This is a genomic window from Streptomyces sp. HUAS ZL42 (assembly GCF_040782645.1).
GTDB lineage: Bacteria > Actinomycetota > Actinomycetes > Streptomycetales > Streptomycetaceae > Streptomyces.
The window spans coordinates 8737956-8758859 of the sequence record NZ_CP160403.1 but is presented as its reverse complement, the minus strand read 5'-3'; the positions used below and the strand labels follow the sequence as shown (position 1 = coordinate 8758859).

Annotated in this window: 17 protein-coding genes; 4 read left to right on the top strand and 13 right to left on the bottom strand. The window is 69.0% G+C overall.

Annotated features, from left to right (window positions below; translation table 11 throughout):
- The first annotated feature begins 37 nt into the window (after positions 1–37).
- From ABZO29_RS39980 to ABZO29_RS39970, 3 genes are all read left to right on the top strand, one after another.
- On the top strand, positions 38–808 hold the full coding sequence (locus tag ABZO29_RS39980; RefSeq protein ID WP_367325090.1) for a hypothetical protein: 771 nt from the start codon (positions 38–40) through the stop codon (positions 806–808).
- A complete protein-coding gene (locus tag ABZO29_RS39975) occupies positions 805–1794 on the top strand; it encodes an electron transfer flavoprotein subunit alpha/FixB family protein (RefSeq protein ID WP_367325089.1) in 990 nt (329 codons plus the stop codon). Before ABZO29_RS39980 ends, ABZO29_RS39975 begins: the two co-directional genes overlap by 4 nt.
- Before the next feature lie 281 nt (positions 1795–2075).
- The gene (locus ABZO29_RS39970) at positions 2076–4925 is read left to right on the top strand and encodes a heterodisulfide reductase-related iron-sulfur binding cluster (protein ID WP_367325088.1); all 2850 of its coding nucleotides are present in this window, start codon (positions 2076–2078) and stop codon (positions 4923–4925) included.
- 193 nt (positions 4926–5118) lie between these two features.
- On the opposite strand, the gene ABZO29_RS39965 is transcribed toward ABZO29_RS39970, so the two are convergent.
- The 8 genes from ABZO29_RS39965 to betA form a co-directional block, all read right to left on the bottom strand.
- Entirely contained in the window at positions 5119–5790 is a 672-nt protein-coding gene (locus tag ABZO29_RS39965; RefSeq protein ID WP_367325087.1) for a GntR family transcriptional regulator, read from the bottom strand.
- Between the two features lie 233 nt (positions 5791–6023).
- Positions 6024–6998 carry an ABC transporter substrate-binding protein gene (locus tag ABZO29_RS39960; RefSeq protein ID WP_367325086.1) on the bottom strand — a complete coding sequence of 325 codons (975 nt, stop codon included), beginning with the start codon at positions 6996–6998 and terminating at the stop codon, positions 6024–6026.
- Positions 6999–7011: 13 nt separating this feature from the next.
- Positions 7012–9018, bottom strand: a complete 2007-nt coding sequence (locus ABZO29_RS39955) for an ABC transporter permease (protein ID WP_367325085.1) — start codon at positions 9016–9018, stop codon at positions 7012–7014.
- Positions 9015–10106 carry a glycine betaine/L-proline ABC transporter ATP-binding protein gene (locus ABZO29_RS39950; RefSeq protein WP_367325084.1) on the bottom strand — a complete coding sequence of 364 codons (1092 nt, stop codon included), beginning with the start codon at positions 10104–10106 and terminating at the stop codon, positions 9015–9017. Before ABZO29_RS39950 ends, ABZO29_RS39955 begins: the two co-directional genes overlap by 4 nt.
- A gap of 20 nt (positions 10107–10126) precedes the next feature.
- Positions 10127–11596: an aldehyde dehydrogenase family protein gene (locus ABZO29_RS39945; RefSeq protein WP_367325083.1), complete on the bottom strand. Its 1470-nt coding sequence runs from the start codon at positions 11594–11596 to the stop codon at positions 10127–10129.
- Positions 11597–11759: 163 nt separating this feature from the next.
- Positions 11760–12602, bottom strand: coding sequence for an alpha/beta fold hydrolase (locus ABZO29_RS39940; protein WP_367325082.1), 843 nt, complete (start codon positions 12600–12602; stop codon positions 11760–11762).
- Positions 12603–12614: 12 nt separating this feature from the next.
- Positions 12615–13451, bottom strand: a complete 837-nt coding sequence (locus ABZO29_RS39935) for a 5,10-methylenetetrahydrofolate reductase (RefSeq protein ID WP_367325081.1) — start codon at positions 13449–13451, stop codon at positions 12615–12617.
- Between the two features lie 3 nt (positions 13452–13454).
- Positions 13455–15125, bottom strand: coding sequence for a choline dehydrogenase (gene betA / locus ABZO29_RS39930; RefSeq protein ID WP_367325080.1), 1671 nt, complete (start codon positions 15123–15125; stop codon positions 13455–13457).
- A gap of 200 nt (positions 15126–15325) precedes the next feature.
- Between betA and ABZO29_RS39925 the strand changes: the two genes are divergently transcribed.
- Positions 15326–16072, top strand: a complete 747-nt coding sequence (locus ABZO29_RS39925; protein WP_367326368.1) for an IclR family transcriptional regulator — start codon at positions 15326–15328, stop codon at positions 16070–16072.
- 1 nt (position 16073) lies between these two features.
- Here ABZO29_RS39925 and ABZO29_RS39920 read toward each other — a convergent pair whose 3' ends face one another.
- The 5 genes from ABZO29_RS39920 to ABZO29_RS39900 all read right to left on the bottom strand — a co-directional run bounded on the left by ABZO29_RS39920 (position 16074) and on the right by ABZO29_RS39900 (position 20792).
- The gene (locus ABZO29_RS39920; protein ID WP_367325079.1) at positions 16074–17204 is read right to left on the bottom strand and encodes an aromatic ring-hydroxylating dioxygenase subunit alpha; all 1131 of its coding nucleotides are present in this window, start codon (positions 17202–17204) and stop codon (positions 16074–16076) included.
- A gap of 152 nt (positions 17205–17356) precedes the next feature.
- On the bottom strand, positions 17357–18520 hold the full coding sequence (locus tag ABZO29_RS39915; RefSeq protein ID WP_367325078.1) for an NAD(P)/FAD-dependent oxidoreductase: 1164 nt from the start codon (positions 18518–18520) through the stop codon (positions 17357–17359).
- Positions 18517–18879 carry a bifunctional 3-phenylpropionate/cinnamic acid dioxygenase ferredoxin subunit gene (locus ABZO29_RS39910; protein ID WP_367325077.1) on the bottom strand — a complete coding sequence of 121 codons (363 nt, stop codon included), beginning with the start codon at positions 18877–18879 and terminating at the stop codon, positions 18517–18519. Before ABZO29_RS39910 ends, ABZO29_RS39915 begins: the two co-directional genes overlap by 4 nt.
- A gap of 195 nt (positions 18880–19074) precedes the next feature.
- On the bottom strand, positions 19075–19707 hold the full coding sequence (locus ABZO29_RS39905; protein WP_367325076.1) for an MBL fold metallo-hydrolase: 633 nt from the start codon (positions 19705–19707) through the stop codon (positions 19075–19077).
- Entirely contained in the window at positions 19707–20792 is a 1086-nt protein-coding gene (locus ABZO29_RS39900) for an S-(hydroxymethyl)mycothiol dehydrogenase (RefSeq protein WP_367325075.1), read from the bottom strand. The genes ABZO29_RS39905 and ABZO29_RS39900 overlap by 1 nt, the downstream gene beginning before the upstream one ends.
- Between the last annotated feature and the right edge of the window lie 112 nt (positions 20793–20904).

Genomic DNA, 20904 nt, shown 5'->3' with positions numbered 1-20904 from the left:
CGGTGGTCGGCACCGTCGAGACCACGAGAGGTGAACGATGACAAACGTATTGGTCTGCATCAAGCGGGTCCCTGACTCCTCCGGTGAGGTCCTGCTCACCGACGACAAGCAGGGCGTCGACGGCAGGTACGTCGGCTTCACCGTGAGCAACCACGAGAGCTGCGCCGTCGAGCTGGCGGTCCAGATCGCCGAGGCGACCGGCGGTACGGTCACGCTGCTCACGGTCGGCCCGTCCGAGGCCACCGAGCAGCTGCGGGACACTCTGGCGCTCGGCTGCCACGCCGCCGTACTGGTGGAGGCGGAGCCGACCCGGCTGGGCCCGGCCGACGTGGCCCGGGAGATCGCCCATGTCGTGCGCGAGAAGGAAGCCGCGGACACGACGTACGACCTGATCCTGCTCGGCAACGACGCCGCCGACAGCGGCGACTTCCAGGTGGGTATCCGGATGGCCCACGCGCTCGGCCGGCCGGTGGTCAACGGCGTGTCGACGGTCGAGGTGGCCGACGGCAACCTGACCGCCCGCGGCGACGGCCCCGACGGTGAGGAGACGTACTCGCTGCCGCTGCCCGCGGTCGCCACCGTGCTCGAGGGCGGGGTGGAGCCCCGCTATCCGACGCTGAGGGGCCGGATGGCGGCCAAGAAGGTCGAGATCGAGACCCGGACCCTGTCGGCCGAACCCGTCGGAGCGAGTCGGGTGCAGCTGCTGCTGCCCCCGCCGGCGCCGTCGACGGTCGAGGTGCTGGGCGAGGGCCCGGAGGCGGCCGGCGCGGTCGCGGACCTGTTCGCAAAGCTGGGGGTGACCCGATGATTCTGGTGCTGATCGAGACCGAGAACGGCGCCGCGAGCGAGATCTCGCTGGAGACGCTCGCCTTCGCCCGGTCGCTGGCGGCCGAGGGCGGTGGCATCGCCATCCGCGCGGTCGTGGTCGGCGCGGTCGAGAACCGCGACGCGCTGGCGGCCGAGCTGGCCACCCACGGCGCGGCCGAGGTCCACCACGCGGTGGGCGAAGCGTTCACGTCGTACTCCGGGGCCGCCTGGGCGGCGGCACTGCAGGCGATCCGCGAGTCGACCCGCTCCGTCGTGGTCACCGCCCCGGGCTCGCCCCGGGGCAACGAGGTGCTGGCGCATCTGGCCGCCCGGCTCGATGTGCCCATGGCCGCCAACGCGACCGCGTTCCACGGCCTGGCGCCGTTCGTGGTGACCCGGCAGGTGGTGGGCGGCGCGGCGCTGGAGGAGATGAAGCTCGACCAGCGGCCCGCGATCTTCACCGTCGCCGGCCACTCGTGGGCCGTGTCGCCGGTCGAGGGCGCGTCACCCGCCGCCTGGGTGGAGGTCGCCCCCGAGGTGGCCGAGGCCGACCTCGTGGCGCGGGTCGTGTCGACCGGCACCAAGGAGGTCGACCACTCCGACTCACTGAAGTCCGCCAAGGTCGTCGTCGGTGCCGGTCGCGGGGCGGGTGGTCCGGAGGGCTTCGGCGCGGTCGCCGAGCTCGCCGAGCTGCTCGGCGGCGCGGTCGGCGTGTCCCGGGTGGTCACCTCACTGGGCTGGCGGCCCCACCACGAGCAGGTCGGCCAGACCGGCTCCCGGATCAGCCCGGACCTGTACATCCCCTGCGGGATCTCCGGTGCCATCCAGCACTGGGCCGGCTGCGCTTCGTCGAAGACGATCCTCGCGGTCAACACCGATCCCGAGGCGCCGATGATGACCAAGGCCAACTACGCCGTCGTGGGCGACATGCACGAGGTCCTCCCCGCGATCATCGAAGAGCTCAGGTCGCGCGGGGTGAGCGGGTGAGGCGGGCGGCCGACGGCTGCTGAGCGACTGGCCGCAGCGGGAACCGAGGATCTCGCTCACGCTACGCAGCAGCTCATCGCCCTGGAGCGAGGCTGCGGCACCTGCAAGGGACGCCGCAGCCTCCTCCGCTCACCGCCGTCGACGACATATGGCGACACCTGGTTCAACCGGCGCCGCGAGCTGGACCGCATGCACCTGGTCACCTGGCCACCCTCAGCGGGCGGGTCGCACAACGCTCCGCCACGACCCCCGGCCAGAAGACCATCCCCGAGGAGCCCCTGATGCAGACCTTCGCCCTGGTGGCGTCGCTGGCGCTCACGCTGGCCGCCCTGTTCGTCCTGGTCCCCGCTGTCCGGAGCATGCTCCGGGTGATCCGGATGGGCCAGCCCGCGAGCCCGAGCCGTACCGACAAGCCGGTCGCTCGTACGGTCACCATGCTCAAGGAGACCGTGCTGCACACCCGGATGCTCCAATGGGCCTGGGTCGGCGTCATGCACTGGTTCGTGTTCGCGGCGTTCCTCTTCCTGAGCACCGCGGTGGTGGGCGCCTACTTCCAGCTGTTCGACCCCGAGTGGGCGTGGCCGATCGTTGGCCACTGCTACCCCTTCGAGTGGTTCAGCGAGTTCATCGGCGCGCTGAGCACGGTCGGCATCGTCTGGCTGATCGTCTACCGGCAGAAGCACCACCCCCGCAGCGAGGGCCGCAGCAGCCGGTTCTACGGCTCGACGTTCTGGCAGGCCTACTTCGTGGAGTACCTGGCCCTGCTCGAGGGTGCGGCGATCCCGTTCATCCGGGGCGCGGAGTTCCACCTCGCCGGACATGAGCACGCGACCCGCGCGCACTTCCCGCTCTCGTCCTGGCTCGGTGACGCGCTCTACCCCGCCGGCCAGAGCGCCAACGAAAACCTCGTCTACTTCATCGCGTTCTTCAAGATCGCGCTGGCGATGGTCTGGCTGATCGTCATCGGCCGCAACCTGACCATGGGCATCGCCTGGCACCGGTTCACCGCCTGGTTCAACATCTGGTTCAAGCGTGAGTCCTCGGGCCGTACGGCACTGGGCGAGGTCAAGCCGCTCGCCGTCGCAGGCAAGGCGATCACCCTGGAAGACGTCGACGACCTCGACGAGGACGTCGCGCTCGGCGTGGGAAAGATCGAGGACTTCTCCTGGAAGGGCCTCCTCGACTTCACCACCTGCACCGAGTGCGGTCGCTGCCAGTCGCAGTGTCCGGCCTGGAACACCCAGAAGCCGCTCTCGCCCAAGCTGCTGATGAAGGGCCTGCGCGAGCACACCTACCTCAAGGCCGCCGGCCTGGCCGGACACGCCGACCGGGCGCTGATCGGCAAGGGCGACGCGGATACGGAGTTCTACAACCCCGAGAGCGGAAACTTCGTCGTCGACGCGGACGTGCTCTGGTCGTGCACGACGTGCGGCGCCTGCGTCGAGCAGTGCCCGGTCGACATCGAGCATGTCGACCACATCGTCGACATGCGCCGCTACCAGGTACTGATCGAGTCGAACTTCCCCGCCGAGCTCAACCAGGTCTTCAAGGGCCTTGAGAACAGGGGCAACCCCTGGAACATGGCGCCGAGCGCGCGTATGGACTGGGCCAAGGGACTGCCGTTCGAGGTCAAGGAGGTCGGCAAGGACCTGGAGTCGCTGGAGTCGGTCGACTGGCTGTTCTGGGTCGGCTGCGCCGGTGCCTACGAGGACCGGGCCAAGAAGACCACCCGCGCGGTCGCCGAGCTGCTCCACATGGCCGGCGTTTCCTTCGGTGTGCTCGGCAATCGCGAGACCTGCACCGGCGACTCGGCCCGCCGCTCCGGCAACGAGTTCGTCTACCAGGCACTGGCCCAGGAGAACGTCGAGACCTTCAAGGAGTTCAAGGTCAAGAAGGTCGTCGCGACCTGCGCCCACTGCTTCAACACACTGAAGAACGAGTACAAGGCCTTCGGCATCGAGCTCGAGGTCGTCCACCACACCCAGTTGCTCAACCGGCTCGTGCGCGAGGGCAGGCTGAAGCCGGTCGCCCCCGAGCCCGGCACGAACACGCGGTCGATCACTTACCACGACCCGTGCTACCTCGGTCGGCACAACCAGGTCTACAGCCCGCCGCGCGAGCTGCTGTCGGCGCTGCCGGGCGCTTCGTACGTCGAGATGGAACGCAACTCGGAGCGGTCCTTCTGCTGCGGGGCGGGCGGCGCACGGATGTGGCTGGAGGAGAGCCTCGGAGAGCGGATCAACATGAACCGCAGCACGGAGGCCGTCGGCACCGGTGCCGACCAGATCGTGGTGGGCTGCCCGTTCTGCCGGGTGATGCTCTCCGACGGCGTGACGGCGCTCCAGGCCAAGTCGGAGGCCCGCGAGGAGGTCGAGGTCCTGGACGTCGCACAGATGCTGCTCGCCTCGGTCAAGAGTGAGCCCGCGACGAAGGCCGAGAAGGCGCCCGCCGGTGTTCCCGCCGTCACGGCTGTCCCTGCCGCTGCTCCTGCCGAGCCCGCCGCCTCCGGCGCCACCGGGGCGTCACTGTTCGACCAGACACCCACCAAACCGGCCCCCGCAAGCTCCCTCTTCGACCAACCCACAGCCGAGCCGACCGAGCCCGCCACGCCCGCGGCGTCACTGTTCGACCAGACACCCACGAAACCGGCCCCCACAGGCTCCCTCTTCGACCAACCCACAGCCGAGCCGACCGAGCCCGCCACCACCGAAGCATCACTGTTCGACCAGACACCCACCAAACCGGCCCCCGCAAGCTCCCTCTTCGACCAACCCACAGCCGAGCCGACCGAGCCCGCCACGCCCGCGGCATCGCTGTTCGACCAGACACCCACGAAACCGGCCCCCGCAAGCTCCCTCTTCGACCAACCCACAGCCGAGCCGACCGAGCCCGCCACCCCCGCGGCATCACTGTTCGACGTCCCGGCCGACGAGGCTCCGGCGTCTGCGACCACCAGGGCGCTGGAGCCGACCGTCGAAGCCACCTCGAGACCCGCGCTGTCCGGCTCACTCTTCGACATCGAGGAGGAGTCGGCCGTCCCCGGTGGTGAACCGGAGCCGGAGCCGAAGGCCGAGGCCGCGCCGGAGGAGCACGAGTCCCCGCACGAGCCGAAGGGCCTCTTCGACGACTGATCGCTCCGACCTGACGAAAGATCGCGTGCCCCCATGGCCGGATTCCGGCCGTGGGGGCATTGCGCTTCCAGTCTGAAGCGGCGGGCGGCCCGGCGGTCAGGCCGGTGGTGCCGAAGAAGTCGTCGGGCTCGTTGCCGTCCGCGGCACGGACGACGACCAGCGAGTTGCAGCCGACCGGCCGGCTCGCAGACGGTCAGAGCACGCCGCGGATCTCACGGGCAAAGCCGGCGATGTGCTCGCGGGTGAGGCGCTCGGCACGGTCGGCATCGCCGTCAGCGACGGCGTCGAGCAGGTCCGCGTGCTCGGTGATGTGGTGTGCGAGGTCAGGAAGCCGATCGATGACCAGGCACCAGATGCGGGTGGCCAGGTTGTCGTAGCGGATCAGCACGTCCTCGAGGTGTGGGTTGCCGGACGCCTTGTAGATGAGCCGGTGCAGCGACATGTCCGTCCGCATCATTGCGGTGCGATCACCGCGAGGGCCCTCGACGCTCCTCACCTCGTCGGCCTTGGCTCGCAGCACGTCGCGTATGGCGCTGGTGGCGTGGACGGCGGCCCGCCGTGCCGCGAACGGCATGAGCTGCTCGCGGATGTCGGAGATCGCACCGAGCTCGGTCACGTCGATGGTGGTGGCGAAGGTGCCCCGGCGCGGGTAGGACACGACGAGGTGGTCGGTCTCGAGTCGCTTCAGCGCCTCGCGAACGGGTGTGCGCCCGACACCCATCTCCGCAGCAAGCTGGCTGTCGTTGATCGGCTCGCCGGGCCGGATGTCGAGCATGACCAACCGATCCTGAAGGCGCTCGTAGGCCCGGTCCGCCAATGACATCGGCGCCGAGTCCGTCACGGGGGTGACCTCAGTACTGCTCATCTTTCGGCCGCCTCTTCCTTCGCGCGGGACTGTTCGCACCAACGCCCTACCCTCTGACATACTTCAAATATATCAGCCCGCCGCGCCGATGGACGATGAGCCGGCCGATCGCCACAGCCCGAAGCAACAGAGGGCCCGGCAGGCTGTCGGCGCAGCATACCGGGCCCCTTTCAGGAGCTGTATCCAGTTGTGTCCAGTCCCCCAGGCAGGTGCAGCGACCCGGCCGGGCGGCCCTACTTGATCCAGGCATCCACCTTGTCGCGGTTGGCCTCGACCCACTTCTTCGCCGCCGCCTCGGGCGTCATCTTGTCCACCGCGATGTACTTCGCCACGGTGTTCTGGTCGTCGTTCGTCCAGTTGAAGTTCTTCACCAGGTCATAGGCGGGGCTGCCCGACTTGGCGAACTTCGCGCTGACGATCTTGTCGAGTTTGTACACGGGGTAGTCGCACGCGACCTTCGCAGCGTCGGCGTCGCAGCCATCCTTGTACTCGGGCAGTTTGACCTTGACCAGTGGCACCTCGGACAGGAACCACTGGGGCTCGTAGAAGTAGCCGATCACCCATTCCTTGTTCTTCTCGGCCTTGCGGAAGGCCTGGATGAGCGCGGTCTCACTGCCCGCGTACACCACCTTGAAGTCCAGCTTCAGGTTCTTCACCAGCGCCTCGTCGTTGGTGACGTACGACGGGTCGCCGTCGAGGAGCTGGCCCTTGCCGCCCGACTCGGAGGTCTTGAAGTTGGCGGCGTACTTGTTGAGGCTGTTCCAGTCGGTGATGTCCGGGTGCGCCTTTGCCAGCCACGGCGGCACGTACCAGCCGATGAGGCCTTCGTTGCCGGTCGGACCGGCATCCACGGCGGTCTTCTGGTCGGTGATGTACTTCTTCTTCAGGTCGTCGTGGCCCCAGTTCTCCAGGACGGCGTCGACCTCTCCGGTCCCGAAGCCCTGCCAGGCGATCTCTTCCTTGAGGTCCTTCTTGACCACCTTGCACTTGAGGTCCTGTTCCGCGACGTAGGCGACGACCGCCGCGTCGGCCTCGTAGCCCACCCACGGGTTGACCGCGAGGTTGAAGGTGCCGCACTTGCCGGAGCTGCCGCCCGCGCTGTCGGACCCGGAGTCACCGACCTTCGCACCGCCGCAGGCGGTGAGGGTGAGGCCGAGGACCGCTATGCCGGCCGCGCCGACCTTCCACTGTCTTGCTTGCCTTGCCATGGTCAGTGACTCCTTACGCGCTGGTACGCCGCGCCGCTGCTTGAGTGATCCGGTCGAACATGACTCCGAGAAGGACGATGGCCAGCCCTGCGGCGAGCCCCTTCCCGTACAGCTGTCCCTGCGAGAAGCCGGCCACGACGTCGTAGCCGAGGGCGCCTGCGCCTACCAGGCCGCCCACCACAACCATCGACAGCACGTAGATCAGGCCCTGATTGGTCGCGAGAGTCAGGGCGCTGCGTGCCATCGGCAGCTGGACCTTGGTGATGATCTGCCAGGTGTTGCACCCGGCGGAGGTGGCCGCCTCCACGGTCGTCGCAGGCACGTTCCGCACCCCGTCCGCGATGATCTTCATCGCGACGGGAGCCGCATAGACGACGGCGGCGACGATCGCCGTGAAGCGGGTCGCGCCGAACAGCGCGAGGAACGGCACGAGATAGACGAACGGCGGCATGACCTGTGCCGCGTCCAGGCTTGGCCGCACCACCCGGTCCACGAGCTGGCTGCGGCCCATCCACACACCGAAGACGATGCCCAGCACCATCACCATGATCGTGGCCACGATCGTGGAGGCCAGCGTCGTCATGCCGTCCGACCACACACCGGTGCCGACCAGCAGGCCGACGCACACGGCCGTGGTGACCCCGGCCCGCCAGCCGCCGAGCACCGTACCGAGCCCGACCAGAGCCGCGCCCACGAGCCACCACGGGGAGTCGGTGAGCAGCGTCTGGAACGGGTTGAGCAGCCCGTTGGTGATGGCGTCGCGGAAGGCGTTGGTGAGGCCGGACAGGTTGTCCTGTGCCCAGGTGGTCGCGGTGTCGGCACCGCTCGCGATGGAGCTGCCGATGCCGCCCTCGCCGGGGAACTCCGCCGCCCATACGTAGGTGTGCGACAGATAGACCAGGACCGCCGTCGCCGCCGCTCCCACGCCGAGCAACGGGCGCCGCCAGCTCTGGAAGCGGTTCTTCGACTTGCGGGCCAGCTCTTCGCGCATGCTGGCCGCGGTGGTGACACGGTCCAGCACGATCGCCATCACGACAATGGCGAGGCCCGCGTTGAAGGCCGTGCCCACATCGAGCGACTGCAGGGCCTGGACGACGGTCTTGCCGAGGCCGGGCGCGTCGATCAGGGCGGCGATGGTGACCATGGCAAGGGCGGCCATGATGGTCTGGTTGATGCCCATCACGACGGTCCGCTTGGACATCGGCAGCAGCACCTTCAACAGCGCCTGTCGCCTTGTCGCGCCCAGCGAGGCTGCCGCTTCCGCGGTGGTCTCGGGCACGGAGCGGATGGCGTGCGCGGTGATACGGATCGCCGGCGGAGCGGCGTAGATCACCGTGGCGATCGTCGCGGAGGCCCCACCGATGAGGAAGATCAGCGTAAGGGGCGCCAGGTAGACGAAGGTCGGCATCGTCTGCATGAAGTCCAGGAACGGCGTCACGATCCGGTTGACGCGGCCCGACAGCCCCGCCCACACACCCAGCGGGATCCCGAACAGCAGCGCCACGAGGACCGCGGAGAGCGTGAGGGACAGCGTGTCCATGCTCTCCTGCCACAGGCCCTGCATCCCCAGGAAGGTGAACCCGGCCACCGCCAGCAGTGCGACGCGCCAGTTGCCCACGGCCCAGGAGACGTAACCCACGATGCCGACGACGCCGAGCCATCCGATCTGCGGGACGGGGTGGGTGTCGGAGGGCTGTGAGATGAGCTGCTGGATGAAGGTCACCAGGTTGTCGATGACCAGCCGGATCTCGTTGAAGCCGTAGATGAAGAGGGGGTTGGAGTTGCGGTTGGCTCCGATCGAGTCGTTGACGTCGTTCAGCCAGCTGTGCAGGTCGGTGAGGTCGGCCGCCGCCAGCGACAGGGTCTGCTTGCCGCGCAGCACGGCGAACAGCAGCAGCCAGACGACCACGATCCCGGCTACCACCATGGACCGGCTGATCTTGCGGACACGCGCGACGGGCGTGGTCTTCTCGACTGTCTCGGTGCCGGTTTTCTCGGGCTTCTCTATGGCGACGGTCATCGCAGGTCGCCTTCCTGCCCGGCGACCACCGCGAGGATCTCCTCGTCGCCGACGATGCCGAGCAGCTTGCCGTGCTCGACGACCTTGACCGGCTTGTCGGCCGCCAGGACGGCCCGGGTGGCTTCCCGCACCACGACATCGGGGCCCAGCTCGGGACCGTCGAGGGCGTCGCCGTCCTCCAGCGGGCGCATGATCCAGCGCAGGGTGAGCACGTCTCCGCGCGGTACGTCCTTGACGAACTCGCGCACGTAGTCGTCGGCCGGGGCGCCGACCAGCTCGTCGCCGGTGCCGCACTGGACCATCTTGCCGTCGCGCATGATCAGGATGCGGTCGCCCAGCTTGAGGGCCTCGGAGAGGTCGTGGGTGATGAACACCATCGTCTTGCCGACCTCGTGGTGCAGCCGGATGACCTCGTTCTGCATGTCACGGCGGATCAGCGGGTCGAGCGCCGAGAACGGCTCGTCGAAGAAGAGCACGTCCGGATCGCCGGCCAGCGCCCGGGCGAGACCGACGCGCTGCTGCATACCGCCGGAGAGCTGGTCGGGGTAGGAGTTCTCGTAACCGGCCAGGCCGACCAGCTCGACGACCTCCCGGGCCCGCCTGGTCCGCTCGGCCTTGCCCATGCCGCGGATCTCCAGGCCGAACGCCACGTTGTCCACCACGCGACGGTGGGGCAGCAGGCCGAAGTGCTGGAAGACCATGGAGAACTTGCGGCGCCGCAGGTCGCGCAGGCGTTTGTCGTCCGCTTCGCGGATGTCCTGGCCCTCGAAGACGAGCTCACCGGAGGTGGGTTCGATCAGCCGGGTGAGACATCGCACCAGCGTGGACTTGCCGGAACCGGAGAGGCCCATCACGACGAAGACCTCGCCCTTGCGGACGTCGAAGTTCACATCGCGTACGGCGGCCGTGCATCCCGTACGGTCCATGAGCTCGCGGCGGGTCAGCCCGCACAGCTCCTCGGAGTCCGGAATCCGCTCGGCCTTCGGCCCGAACACCTTCCACAGATTGCGCACGGAGATGACCGGAGTGTCCCCCGAGTCCTGGGGCGTGCCGCGCCGATGCGACTTCTCGGTCTGAGTTTGGGTCACTTTCGACCTCTCTTCGGCATTCAGCCGCGGAACCAGTGTTGCGGCCGGGGGTGGATGTTCTGCCAGATGTGTTTGGGCTCTCGGTACTCGTCCAGGCCGGTCGGCCCCAGCTCCCGACCCACGCCCGAGTGCCCGAAACCGCCCCATTCCGCCTGTGGCACATAGGGGTGGTAGTCGTTGATCCACACCGTGCCGTGGCGCAGCCGCCGGGCGACCCGCTGGGCCTTTCCGGCGTCCTGGGTCCAGACGGCTCCGGCGAGTCCGTACACGGTGTCGTTGGCGATGCGCACGGCATCGTCCTCGCCGGTGAAACGCTCCACGGTGAGCACGGGTCCGAAGGACTCCTCATGGACCACGCGCATGTCCTGCCGGCATTCGTCGAGGACGGTCGGCGGGTAGTAGAAGCCGCCCGCGAGGGCGGGGTCGTCGGGGCGTTCGCCGCCGCAGCGCAGTACGGCGCCTTCGGCGAGGCCCGCGGCGACATACGCCTCGACTTTCTCCCGGTGCTGGGCGGAGATCAGCGCTCCGGTCTCGGCCTCGGGGTCGAAGGGCCCGCCGAGGCGGATCTGCCGGGCGCGGCGCACGACCTCGTCGACGAAGCGGTCGTGCAGCGAGTCCTCGACGATCAGGCGGGCGCCGGCCGAGCACACCTGGCCCGAGTGCAGGAAGACGGCCGTGAGAGCGAAGTCCACGGCCGTCTCGAAATCGGCGTCGGCGAAGATGACGTTGGGGTTCTTGCCGCCGAGTTCCAGCGCGACCTTCTTCACGGTCGCGGCTGCGGTCGCCATGATCCGCTTGCCGGTCTCCAGGCCGCCGGTGAAGGAGACCATGTCGACGGCCGGGTCCTCGGAGAGCGGGGCGCCCACCTCGGGTCCGGTCCCCAGGACGAGGTTGGCGGCGCCGGCCGGCAGCCCGGCCTCCTCCAGTGTCTTCATCAGCAGGATCGAAGTGGAGGGGGTGAGCTCACTGGGCTTGAGTACGATCGTGTTGCCCGCGAGGAGGGCGGGGGCGACCTTCCAGGACGCCTGGAGCAGCGGGTAGTTCCACGGGGTGATCAGCCCGCACACCCCGATCGGCTCGTACACGACACGGCTGACGGCGTCGTCGCGGCCGGTGTCGATCACACGGCCGGCGTCGGTGCCGCCGAGCCCACCGTAGTATCGGAAGCAAGAGACGACGTCGGCGATGTCGTACTCGCTCTCCGCGAGCCGCTTGCCGGTGTCGAGCGACTCGGCGCGGGCGAACTCCTTCGCGTCGCGCTCGATGAGGTCGGCGGTGCGCAGGAGGAGCGCACCTCGCTCCCGCTCGGGGGTGCGCGGCCAGGGGCCCTCGTCGAAGGCGCGGCGGGCCGCTGCGATCGCCGCCTCGGTGTCGGGACGCGTCCCTTCCGAGACGGTCGCGCTGAGCGTGCCGTCGGCGGGACATCGGATCTCCCGGCGGCCTCCGGCCACCGGTTCCCGCCATTCGCCATCCACGTACAGGTCTGCCACGAGCCAAGCCCTTCAGCTGGAATTCGTTGCGCATCGTGCATTCAATTGCTTGTGGTGGAACACCCTGACGAATGACCAGACCGACGTCAAGAGGTTGGAGGATGACGATTTCGTGCGAGTTCACACCGGTCGTATACGGCCACAAGCCCTCCGCCGTCTCGCGTCAGCCGCAGGTCCGCAGGAAGGCGATGAGCGCAGCCGTGAGTTCCGCGGGGGCGTCCTCCTGCACGAGGTGGCCCGCGCCGGCAATGGGTTCCCAGTGTGCGTCGGGGATGAGAGCGGCCAGCTCGCGGCCCTTCGCCACGGGGATCCAGGTGTCGTTCTCTCCCCAGCAGACGAGCGTGGGGATGCCGATCCCGGCATAGCGGCCCTGGATCTCGTCGGTGTGGCGCTGGTCGGCCTGTGCGATCTGCCGGTAGAAGGCGGCCTGGCCGACGCCGTCCGACCACGGCTCGACGAGCCGGTCGAGGACCGCCGGGTGCAGTCCGCGACTGCTGGCGGAGCCGACGTACTCGCGCACCAGGGCGCGGTGGAGTGGCGGCGGCAGCACTTCGAAGACATCGGAGTGCTCGCCGACCAGCCGGAAGAACGGGGACCCCCACGGCGCCAGCGCGACCGGATCGACCAGAGCGAGAGCCCGGTAGCGGGCGCCGTGCAGCAGGTGGGCCCGCAATGCCACGGCCCCGCCGAAGTCGTGGGCGACCGCCAGCGGGTCCGCCAGACCCCAGTGGCTCAGGAGCTCGGTGAAGACCCGGCCCTGGGCGGCCAGGGACACATCCTGGCCCGCCGCCTTCTCCGAGGCCCCGTAACCGGGCATGTCCCAGACGAAGACCTGATGGTGGCGGGCGAGCGAGCGGGCGACGGCACGCCAGACGTACGAGGAGAAGGGGGTGCCGTGCAGCAGGACGACCGGCGGTCCGCCGCGGTGGCCCAGCCGGTCCCATCGGACGTCGCCGGAGGTGCTGGTGAAGGTTCGGGTCAATGGCCAGTCGATGACGGATGCCATTCCTCTCCCCGGTCAGGCGCCCAGCCGGTCCAGTAACGCGCGGCGCCACCGTTCCGTCTCGGCGATCTGGTTGAAGGTGAACAGGTGCAGGCCGGCGACCCCGGCCCAGGGTGCGGCGAGGGCCGCCTCGGCGCGGGTCAGCAGCCTCTCGGGTGAGTACCCTCCGGGTGCCGCGAACCGCAGGAACCAGGACGCGTGCTTGGTCAGGAAGCGCGTCGACTCCCCCACGCCGATTCTGGTCGCCATGGCCAGCAGCTTCGCCCGCTGCACGGGCCCCGCGACGCCCACATGGACGGGCAGGGTGACGTCCCGGCGCCGTATCCGGGCGACCCACTCCCCCAGCACAAGCGGATCGAAGCAGAGGTTGCTCACGATGTACGTGGCGTGCTCGCGCTTGTCCCACATCGCCTGGATGGTGACGTCGTCGTGGATGAGCGGATGGCTCTCGGGGTAACCGGTGACGCCGACGTGCGCGAAGGGCCTGCCCAGCTCGCTCAGCCTGCGCAGCACCGGCAGCGCCCCGTCGTAGGCCCCGGCCGGCGGGTCGGCGTCGCCCGCCGGGACGAAGACGTCGTCCACGCCCGCCTCGCGGAGCCCCTCGACGACCTCTTTCAGGTGCGCGTCGTCCCGCAGCAGCCGCGCGGGCACGTGCGGGACGACGCGGTAGCCGTGGGCCGCGAGCCGGGTGGTGAGGTCGAGGGTCGGCCCCAGGCCCTTGACCGGCGAAGCCGTCACGGTGACGACGACGTCGCGCGGAACATGGGCGAGGACCTTGTCCTCGGTCGACTTCGCGGGCAGCACCTCGTAGCGGACGTTGCCCAGCAGCGCCCGTAGGCCTGCGGCACCCAACGTCTACCCGACCTGCTTGTGGGCGTCGCGGTGGCGGTAGTACGCCGCCTTGGACGCGGGCAACGGCTCCTTGCCGAGGATCAGGTCGGCGGCCTTCTCGGCGATCATCATCACCGGCGCGTAGATGTTGCCGTTGGTGACGTACGGCATCACCGACGCGTCCACGACGCGCACCCCCTCCAGACCGTGCACCTTCATGCTGAGCGGGTCGACGACGGACATCTCGTCCGTGCCCATCTTGCAGGTGCAGGACGGGTGCAGCGCGGTCTCGCCGTCCTTTGCGACCCAGGCGAGGATCTCCTCGTCGGTCTCCACCTTCGGGCCGGGAGAGATCTCGCCGTCGTTGTAAGGGGCGAGCGCGGGCTGGTTGAGGAGCCTGCGGGCCACCCGGATCGCCTCGACCCACTCGCGGCGGTCCTGCTCGGTGGAGAGGTAGTTGAAGCGCAGCGCCGGGTGTTCGCGCGGGTCCTTGCTCTTGATCTTCACCGAGCCGATGGCGTCGGAGTACATGGGCCCGACGTGGACCTGGTAGCCGTGGCCGCCGGCGGGCACGGAACCGTCGTAGCGGACCGCGATGGGCAGGAAGTGGAACATCAGGTTGGGGTAGTCCACGTCCTCGTTGCTGCGGGCGAAGCCGCCGGCCTCGAAGTGGTTGGTGGCGGCCGGTCCCTTGCGGAAGAGCCACTGCAGGCCGATGAAGGGGGCCCTCCACTTCGCCAGGTACGGCTGCATGGAGACGGGCTGCTTGCAGGCGTACTGGATGTACACCTCCAGGTGGTCCTGCATGTTCTCGCCGACGCCCGGCAGGTCGTGGACGACGTCGATACCGAGGGCGCGCAGCTCCTCCGCGTTGCCGACGCCGGAGAGCTGCAGCAGCTGCGGGGAGTTGATCGCGCCGCCGCAGAGGATGACCTCCTTGGCGCGGACCTGCTTCACGGCGCCCTTGCCTCGCTGGTACTCGACGCCGACGGCCTTCTTGCCCTCGAAGAGGACGCGGGTGACCAGCGCCCGGGTCGTGACCGTGAGGTTGGGCCGCTTCCTGGCGGGCTTGAGGTACGCCTTCGAAGCCGACAGCCGACGTCCGCGGTGGACATTCCGGTCGAACTTGGCGAAACCTTCCTGCCGGTAGCCGTTGACGTCGTCGGTGGGGGCGTAGCCCGCCTCCTCGGTGGCCTTGAGGAAGGCGCCGAAGAGCGGGTTGGCGGCCGGGCCCCGTTCGAGGACGAGCGGACCGTCGTGGCCGCGGAACTCGTCGTCCGGGTCGGCCGCGAGACAGTTCTCCATCCGCCGGAAGTACGGCAGGCAGTGCGCGTAGTCCCAGGTCTCCATTCCGGGGTCGGCAGCCCAGCGTTCGTAGTCCATGGGGTTGCCGCGCTGGAAGATCATGCCGTTGATGCTGCTGGAGCCACCCAGCACCTTGCCGCGCGCGTGATAGATGCGCCTGCCGCCCATGTGGGGCTCGGGCTCGGACTCGTACTTCCAGTCGTAGAACCGGCTACCGATCGGGTAGGTCAGCGCCGCGGGCATGTGGATGAAGACATCCCACGGGTAGTCGGACCGGCCGGCCTCCAGTACCAGGACCTGGTTCGCCGGGTCCGCCGAGAGTCTGTTCGCCAGTGCGCTGCCGGCCGATCCACCGCCGACGATGACGAAGTCGTATTGCAGGGGAGCCATGGTGCCTCGTCTCGCTCGCGCCGTACATTTGCGAGGCATGCTAATCGCAGTATCGCCATGCGCACCAGGTTGCGGGACGCGCAACTTCCAGACCCTGAGCTCGACCCGCTTCTTGCGGCGGCGTTGTTTACTGTGCGTATAGTTTCGCCGTGAGCAACCACAGCAACGAGCCGGAAACGGCCACGTCACAGGCCGGCGGGGTGCAGTCGGTCGACCGCGCCATCAGCGTCCTGGAGATCCTCGCCCAACGCGGCGAAGCCGGCGTCAGCGAGGTCGCCACCGAGATCGACGTCCACAAGTCCACCGCGTTCCGCCTGCTCGGCGCCCTGGAGGCGCGCGGACTGGTGGAGCAGGCGGGCGAACGCGGCAAGTACCGTCTCGGCTTCGGCATCGTACGGCTGGCCGGTGCGGTCACCGGGCGTATCGACATCACGCAGCAGGGCCGCCCGATCTGCGAGCGGCTGGCTGCGGAGATCGGCGAGACCATCAACATCGCCGTGATGCAGGAGCACTACGCGATCAACCTCTACCAGGTGCGAGGCCCGGGTGCCGTCACCGCGCACAACTGGGTCGGCCAGCTGACCCCGCTGCACGCCACCTCCAGCGGCAAGATACTGCTTGCCCACCTGCCCACCCAGGAGCGTGCCGCACTGCTCGCCGATGCCGGCATGAAGAAGGTCGCACCGCGCACCATCACCGCGAAGACGAAACTCGAGAAGAACCTCGCCGAGGCTCTGGAGCGCGGCTACGCCTGGACCCTGGAAGAGCTGGAGATCGGTCTCCATGCGATGGCGGCTCCGATTCGCAATCGGGACGGAGAGGTCATCGCGGCGCTGAGCGCCTCCGGGCCCTCGTACAGGTTCACCGAGGAGCGTCTGCATGAGCTCTCCCCGGTGCTGCTCAAGGGCGCGGAGGAGATCAGCCACCGGATGGGGTACCTGGGCTGAGTCACCCCTGGTGGGTGCCCAGGCGCTCGTTCACCCAGTCGTGGAAGGCGCCGATGTGGTGCTCGCTGGGCACCAGCACGCCGCCCTTGGCGTACATGCGCGAGCTCATTCCGGGCTGGGTGCGCTCACAGGCGTCGAAGTCCTGCTGGTTGACCCGGTGGAACAGCTCCACGGACCGGCTGACGTCCTTGCCGCTCTCGACGACGTGCGGAAGGTAGAGCCAGTCGCACTCGACGATCGTGCGGTCGACGGCCACCGGGTACATCCGGTGGAAGATCACGTGGTCGGGCACGAGGTTGATGAACACCTGCGGCTTGACGGTGATCGCGTAGTAACGGCGGTCCTGGTCCTCGGCGACGCCCGGGATCCGGTCCAGGCCCTCGGAACCGTCCACCGTGAAACCCTGGACCTCCTCACCGAACTCCGCGCCGTGGCCGACGTAGTACTGGGCCGCATAACCGTCCGCGAACTCGGGGAGTACCTCGGTCAGTTCGGGATGGATCGTGGCGCAGTGGTAGCACTCCATGAAGTTCTCGATGATGAGCTTCCAGTTCGCCTTCACGTCGTAGACGATCCGCTTGCCGACGGAGAGGTTGTCGATGTCGTAGTGCTCGATCGACTCGACGTCGCCGAGGCGGGTGACGACCTCGCCGATGACGTCCTCCTCGAAGGAGGGCGGGTTCTCCGCCAGGCAGACCCAGACATAGCCGAGCCATTCGCGGACGGCCACGCTCACCAGCCCGTACTCGGTGCGGCCGATGTCGGGCATCTTGGTGAGGTTGGGCGCCGCGACGAGCTTGCCGTTGAGGTCGTAGGTCCAGGCGTGGTACGGGCACTGGAAGGCCCGCTTGACCTCGCCGCTCTCCTCCGTGCAGATCTTGGCGCCGCGGTGCCGGCAGACGTTGAAGTAGGCGCGGATCGAGTTGTCCCGGGCACGGGTGACGAGGATGCTCTCGCGGCCCACGTCGACGGTGCGGAAGGCGCCTGGCTTCGCCAGTTCGGAGGCGCGCGCGACGCAGAACCACATGGTCTCGAATATGCGCTCCTGCTCCTGGGCGAAGATCGCCGGATCCGTGTAGGAGGAGCCGGGGAGAGTGGCGATCAGGCTGTCCGGCAGGCTGGTCGAGGTCACGGTGCACTCCTCGGGAAACGTCGTGGATCGGTCATTCACGCGCCGGGAAGGCCACTCCGGACGGCGTTGTGGGTGGTGCGGCATTCCAGTTGCCGACTGCGCAACACGGGGTGTCATATGCAACCGCAGCATGTGATGCGGCAGAAGCAGTGTCAAGAGGTCGTGGCGGCGAGCTGCTTGCGCCGGCGAGTGAACAGCCGCGGCTGGTTCATCCCGAGCACGGCGACCGGCTCACCGGCACGCCGGTAGACGGCCAGGACGTTACGGTCGTCCGGGGCGCCTTCCTCGATCGTCACACTGTCGGCGCCGGCCGCGTGACCGGCAAACTGGATCTTCACGCCGTACTGGTCCGACCAGAAGTACGGCGGCCGGGGCACGCCCGGTTCCACCGCGCCGCCCGCCAGCAGCGTGGCGACGGCGGCGTCGGGGCGCTCCTTCGCGCCGGTCCAGTGCTCGACGCGGCGATGGGCACCGGTACGGGGGTCGTACCAGTTGGCGCAGTCACCGACCGCGATCACACCGGCCAGGCTGGTGCGGCCGTCCGCGCCGCATTTGACGCCGTTGTCGAGTGCGACGCCGGATCCTTCCAGCCACTCGACACAGGGCCGGGCACCCACACCGACGACGACGATGTCGGCGGGAATGCTGCGCCCGTCCTCGAGCAGGACGGCGTCGACCCTGTTCTCCCCGCCCAGTCCCTTGACTCCCACGCCGCACAGCAACCGTACGCCGTGGTCGGCGTGGAGAGCGGAGACGATGGCGCCCATGGTCTCGCCGAGCGGCCCGGCGAGCGGCGTCGGGGCCGCCTCGATCACCGTCACGTCCAGTCCGAGGGCGTACGCCGTGGAGGCGACCTCGGCGCCGATGAAGCCGCCGCCGATCACCACCAGCCGCCCACCGCGGGCCAGGTCGTCCCGCAACATGCGGGCGTCGTCCAGGGTGCGCAGGGTGTGCACTCCGGCCAGGCCTTCGGAACCCGGGAGGGTACGCGCGGCTGCGCCGGTCGCGATGACGACGCCATCGGCGCGGACCTCGCGGCCGTCGGCGAGCCGCACGGCGCGGTCCCGGCTGTCGAGTCCGGTGGCGCGGACGCCGAGCAGCCACTCCGCCCGGAGGTCCTCGTCGTCCGTCTCCAGCGTGAGATCCGCTTCGCCGAGGGTGCCGGCGAGGAACTCCTTGGACAACGGGGGCCTGTCGTACGGGCGGTGAAGCTCGTCTCCGAGGATGACCAGCCGCCCGTCGTAGCCCTGCTTCCGCAGGGAGCGCGCCGCCGACAGTCCGGCCAGCGAGGCCCCGACCACGGCGACCGTCCTCACGCAGGCCCCCCGGCGAGTCTGGATGCCACGCAGGGCGGGAGGTTCGGGGCTTCCGTGGACACCTTCACGTAGATCATGCCGTCCTCGACGACGACCTCGTGGGTCCGCACCGGCAGCTTGGCCGGCGGGGCGTCGACGGCACCGGTCCTCAGGTCGAACTTGGAAGCGTGCAGAGGGCATTCCACCTCGCAGCCCTCCAGCCATCCGTCGGCGAGCGAGGCGTCCTGGTGGGTGCAGGTGTCGTCGATGGCGAAGACCTCGCCGTCGTCGGTGTGGAACACCGAGACCGGCGGATCGATGTCGAGCCGGAAGGCCTCACCTCGCGGAAGATCCGCGAGACGACACGCGGGAATCATCATGACACCTCGGTGCGTATAGCGAAACGGATTGCGATTAGCGCAACGTCAGTCTGCGGGCCGCCCTGAACCGTTGTCAAGGCGTCCAAAGGCCCGTTTCGCACGGGCCGGCCGATGGACCGCCGGGCACCGCGAAGCGCCCGAACCACCTGCGCGAACAGGCGGAACGGGCGCCCGCACGAAGGTCCCCGGTGGCGGTCAGAAGCCGCGGTCGATCCACTCCTGAAGGTGTGGCGCCTCGGCGGCGACGGTCGTCGTGTCCCCGTGCCCTGTGTGCACGACGGTGCCGCCCGGCAGGGCCAGCAGCCGGTCCCGGATCGAGCCGATGATGGTGGGGAAGTCGCTGTACGACCGTCCCGTCGCCCCCGGCCCGCCCGCGAAGAGCGTGTCACCGCTGAAGAGGGCCGTCAGGGCAGGCGCGTACAGGCAGACCGCGCCCGGGGCGTGCCCGGGAGTGTGCAGCACGGTCAGCTCGACACCCGCCACCTCGATGACCTGGCCGTCGGCCAGGTCGCCGTCGGGCGCCCGGTCCGGGTGGGTCTGCTTCCACAGCGGCAGGTCGTCGCCGTGGAGCAGGATGGGGGCACCGGTGCGCGCGGCAAGCTCAGGCGCGGCGTCGATGTGGTCGTTGTGGGCGTGGGTGCACACGATGGCCCGCAGGGTCCGCCCGCCGAGTGCTTCGGCGATCGCCCCGGCGTCGTGTGCGGCGTCCACGACGACGGCCTCGGTGTCGTCGCCGATGATCCACACGTTGTTGTCGACGTCCCAGGTGCCGCCGTCCAGCGAGAAGGTCCCCGAGGTGACGAGATGCTCGATGCGCGCACCGGCCATCACAGCACCACCACCGAGCGCAGCACGTCGCCGCCGTGCATCCGCTCGAAGGCCTTCTCGACCTCGTCCAGCGCGATGGTCTCCGTGACGAAGGCGTCCAGGTCGAGCCGTCCCTGGAGATAGAGGTCGATGAGCATAGGGAAGTCGCGCGAGGGCAGGCAGTCGCCGTACCAGGAGGACTTCAGCGAGCCGCCTCGCCCGAACACGTCCAGCAGCGGCAGTTCGAGCTTCATCTCGGGGGTCGGCACGCCGACCAGGACCACCGTCCCTGCCAGGTCGCGGGCGTAGAACGCCTGCTTGTACGTCTCCGGGCGGCCCACCGCCTCGATCACCACGTCCGCACCGAAGCCGCCGGTCAGCTCCCTGATCGCCTCGACCGCGTCGGCGTCCTTGGAGTTGACGGTGTGCGTCGCGCCCAGCCTGCTAGCGGTCTCCAGCTTCCGGTCGTCGATGTCCACCGCGATGACCTTCGCCGCGCCGGCCAGGTTCGACCCGGCGATCGCCGCGGCCCCGACGCCGCCGCAGCCGATGACCGCGACCGAGTCGCCCCGCCCGACGTTCCCGGTGTTGATCGCCGCGCCGATGCCCGCCATCACGCCACAGCCCAGCAGACCGGCGGCCGCCGCCGACGCGGCCCGGTCGACCTTGGTGCACTGCCCGGCCGCCACCAGCGTCTTCTCCGCGAACGCACCGATCCCCAGCGCCGGAGACAGCTCGGTGCCGTCGAGCAAGGTCATCTTCTGCTTCGCGTTGTGGGTGTCGAAGCAGTACCACGGCCGCCCGCGCAGACAGGCCCGGCACTGCCCGCACACCGCACGCCAGTTGAGGATCACGAAGTCGCCGGGGGCGACATCGGTGACGCCCTCCCCCACCGACTCCACCACACCCGCCGCCTCGTGCCCGAGGAGAAAGGGGAAGTCGTCGTTGATGCCGCCCTCGCGGTAGTGCAGATCGGTGTGACAGACCCCGCAGGCCTCGATCTTCACCAGCGCCTCACCGGGGCCCGGGTCGGGCACAATGATCGTTTCCAGGCTGACGGGGGCGCCCTTCCCCCGGGCGACGACAGCGCGGACCTGGTGAGACATGGCCACTCCTCGGCTGGTACAAGACTTGAGTCGAAGTTGCTCATTACGGCACGTATCTCATGTGCCGCAACACAGCATCGTGGAGTGCCGAGCGGGGGTCAAGGACTCGCCA

What these genes read in the sequence shown, in the direction of transcription:
- ABZO29_RS39975 (WP_367325089.1), top strand. Translation starts at nt 805, where the DNA reads ATGATTCTGGTGCTGATCGAGACCGAGAACGGCGCCGCGAGCGAGATC.
- ABZO29_RS39900 (WP_367325075.1), bottom strand. Translation starts at nt 20,792, where the DNA reads ATGTCTCACCAGGTCCGCGCTGTCGTCGCCCGGGGGAAGGGCGCCCCC.
- betA (WP_367325080.1), bottom strand. Translation starts at nt 15,125, where the DNA reads ATGGCTCCCCTGCAATACGACTTCGTCATCGTCGGCGGTGGATCGGCC.
- ABZO29_RS39980 (WP_367325090.1), top strand. Translation starts at nt 38, where the DNA reads ATGACAAACGTATTGGTCTGCATCAAGCGGGTCCCTGACTCCTCCGGT.
- ABZO29_RS39965 (WP_367325087.1), bottom strand. Translation starts at nt 5,790, where the DNA reads ATGAGCAGTACTGAGGTCACCCCCGTGACGGACTCGGCGCCGATGTCA.
- ABZO29_RS39905 (WP_367325076.1), bottom strand. Translation starts at nt 19,707, where the DNA reads ATGGCCGGTGCGCGCATCGAGCATCTCGTCACCTCGGGGACCTTCTCG.
- ABZO29_RS39910 (WP_367325077.1), bottom strand. Translation starts at nt 18,879, where the DNA reads ATGATGATTCCCGCGTGTCGTCTCGCGGATCTTCCGCGAGGTGAGGCC.
- ABZO29_RS39960 (WP_367325086.1), bottom strand. Translation starts at nt 6,998, where the DNA reads ATGGCAAGGCAAGCAAGACAGTGGAAGGTCGGCGCGGCCGGCATAGCG.
- ABZO29_RS39955 (WP_367325085.1), bottom strand. Translation starts at nt 9,018, where the DNA reads ATGACCGTCGCCATAGAGAAGCCCGAGAAAACCGGCACCGAGACAGTC.
- ABZO29_RS39940 (WP_367325082.1), bottom strand. Translation starts at nt 12,602, where the DNA reads ATGGCATCCGTCATCGACTGGCCATTGACCCGAACCTTCACCAGCACC.
- ABZO29_RS39970 (WP_367325088.1), top strand. Translation starts at nt 2,076, where the DNA reads ATGCAGACCTTCGCCCTGGTGGCGTCGCTGGCGCTCACGCTGGCCGCC.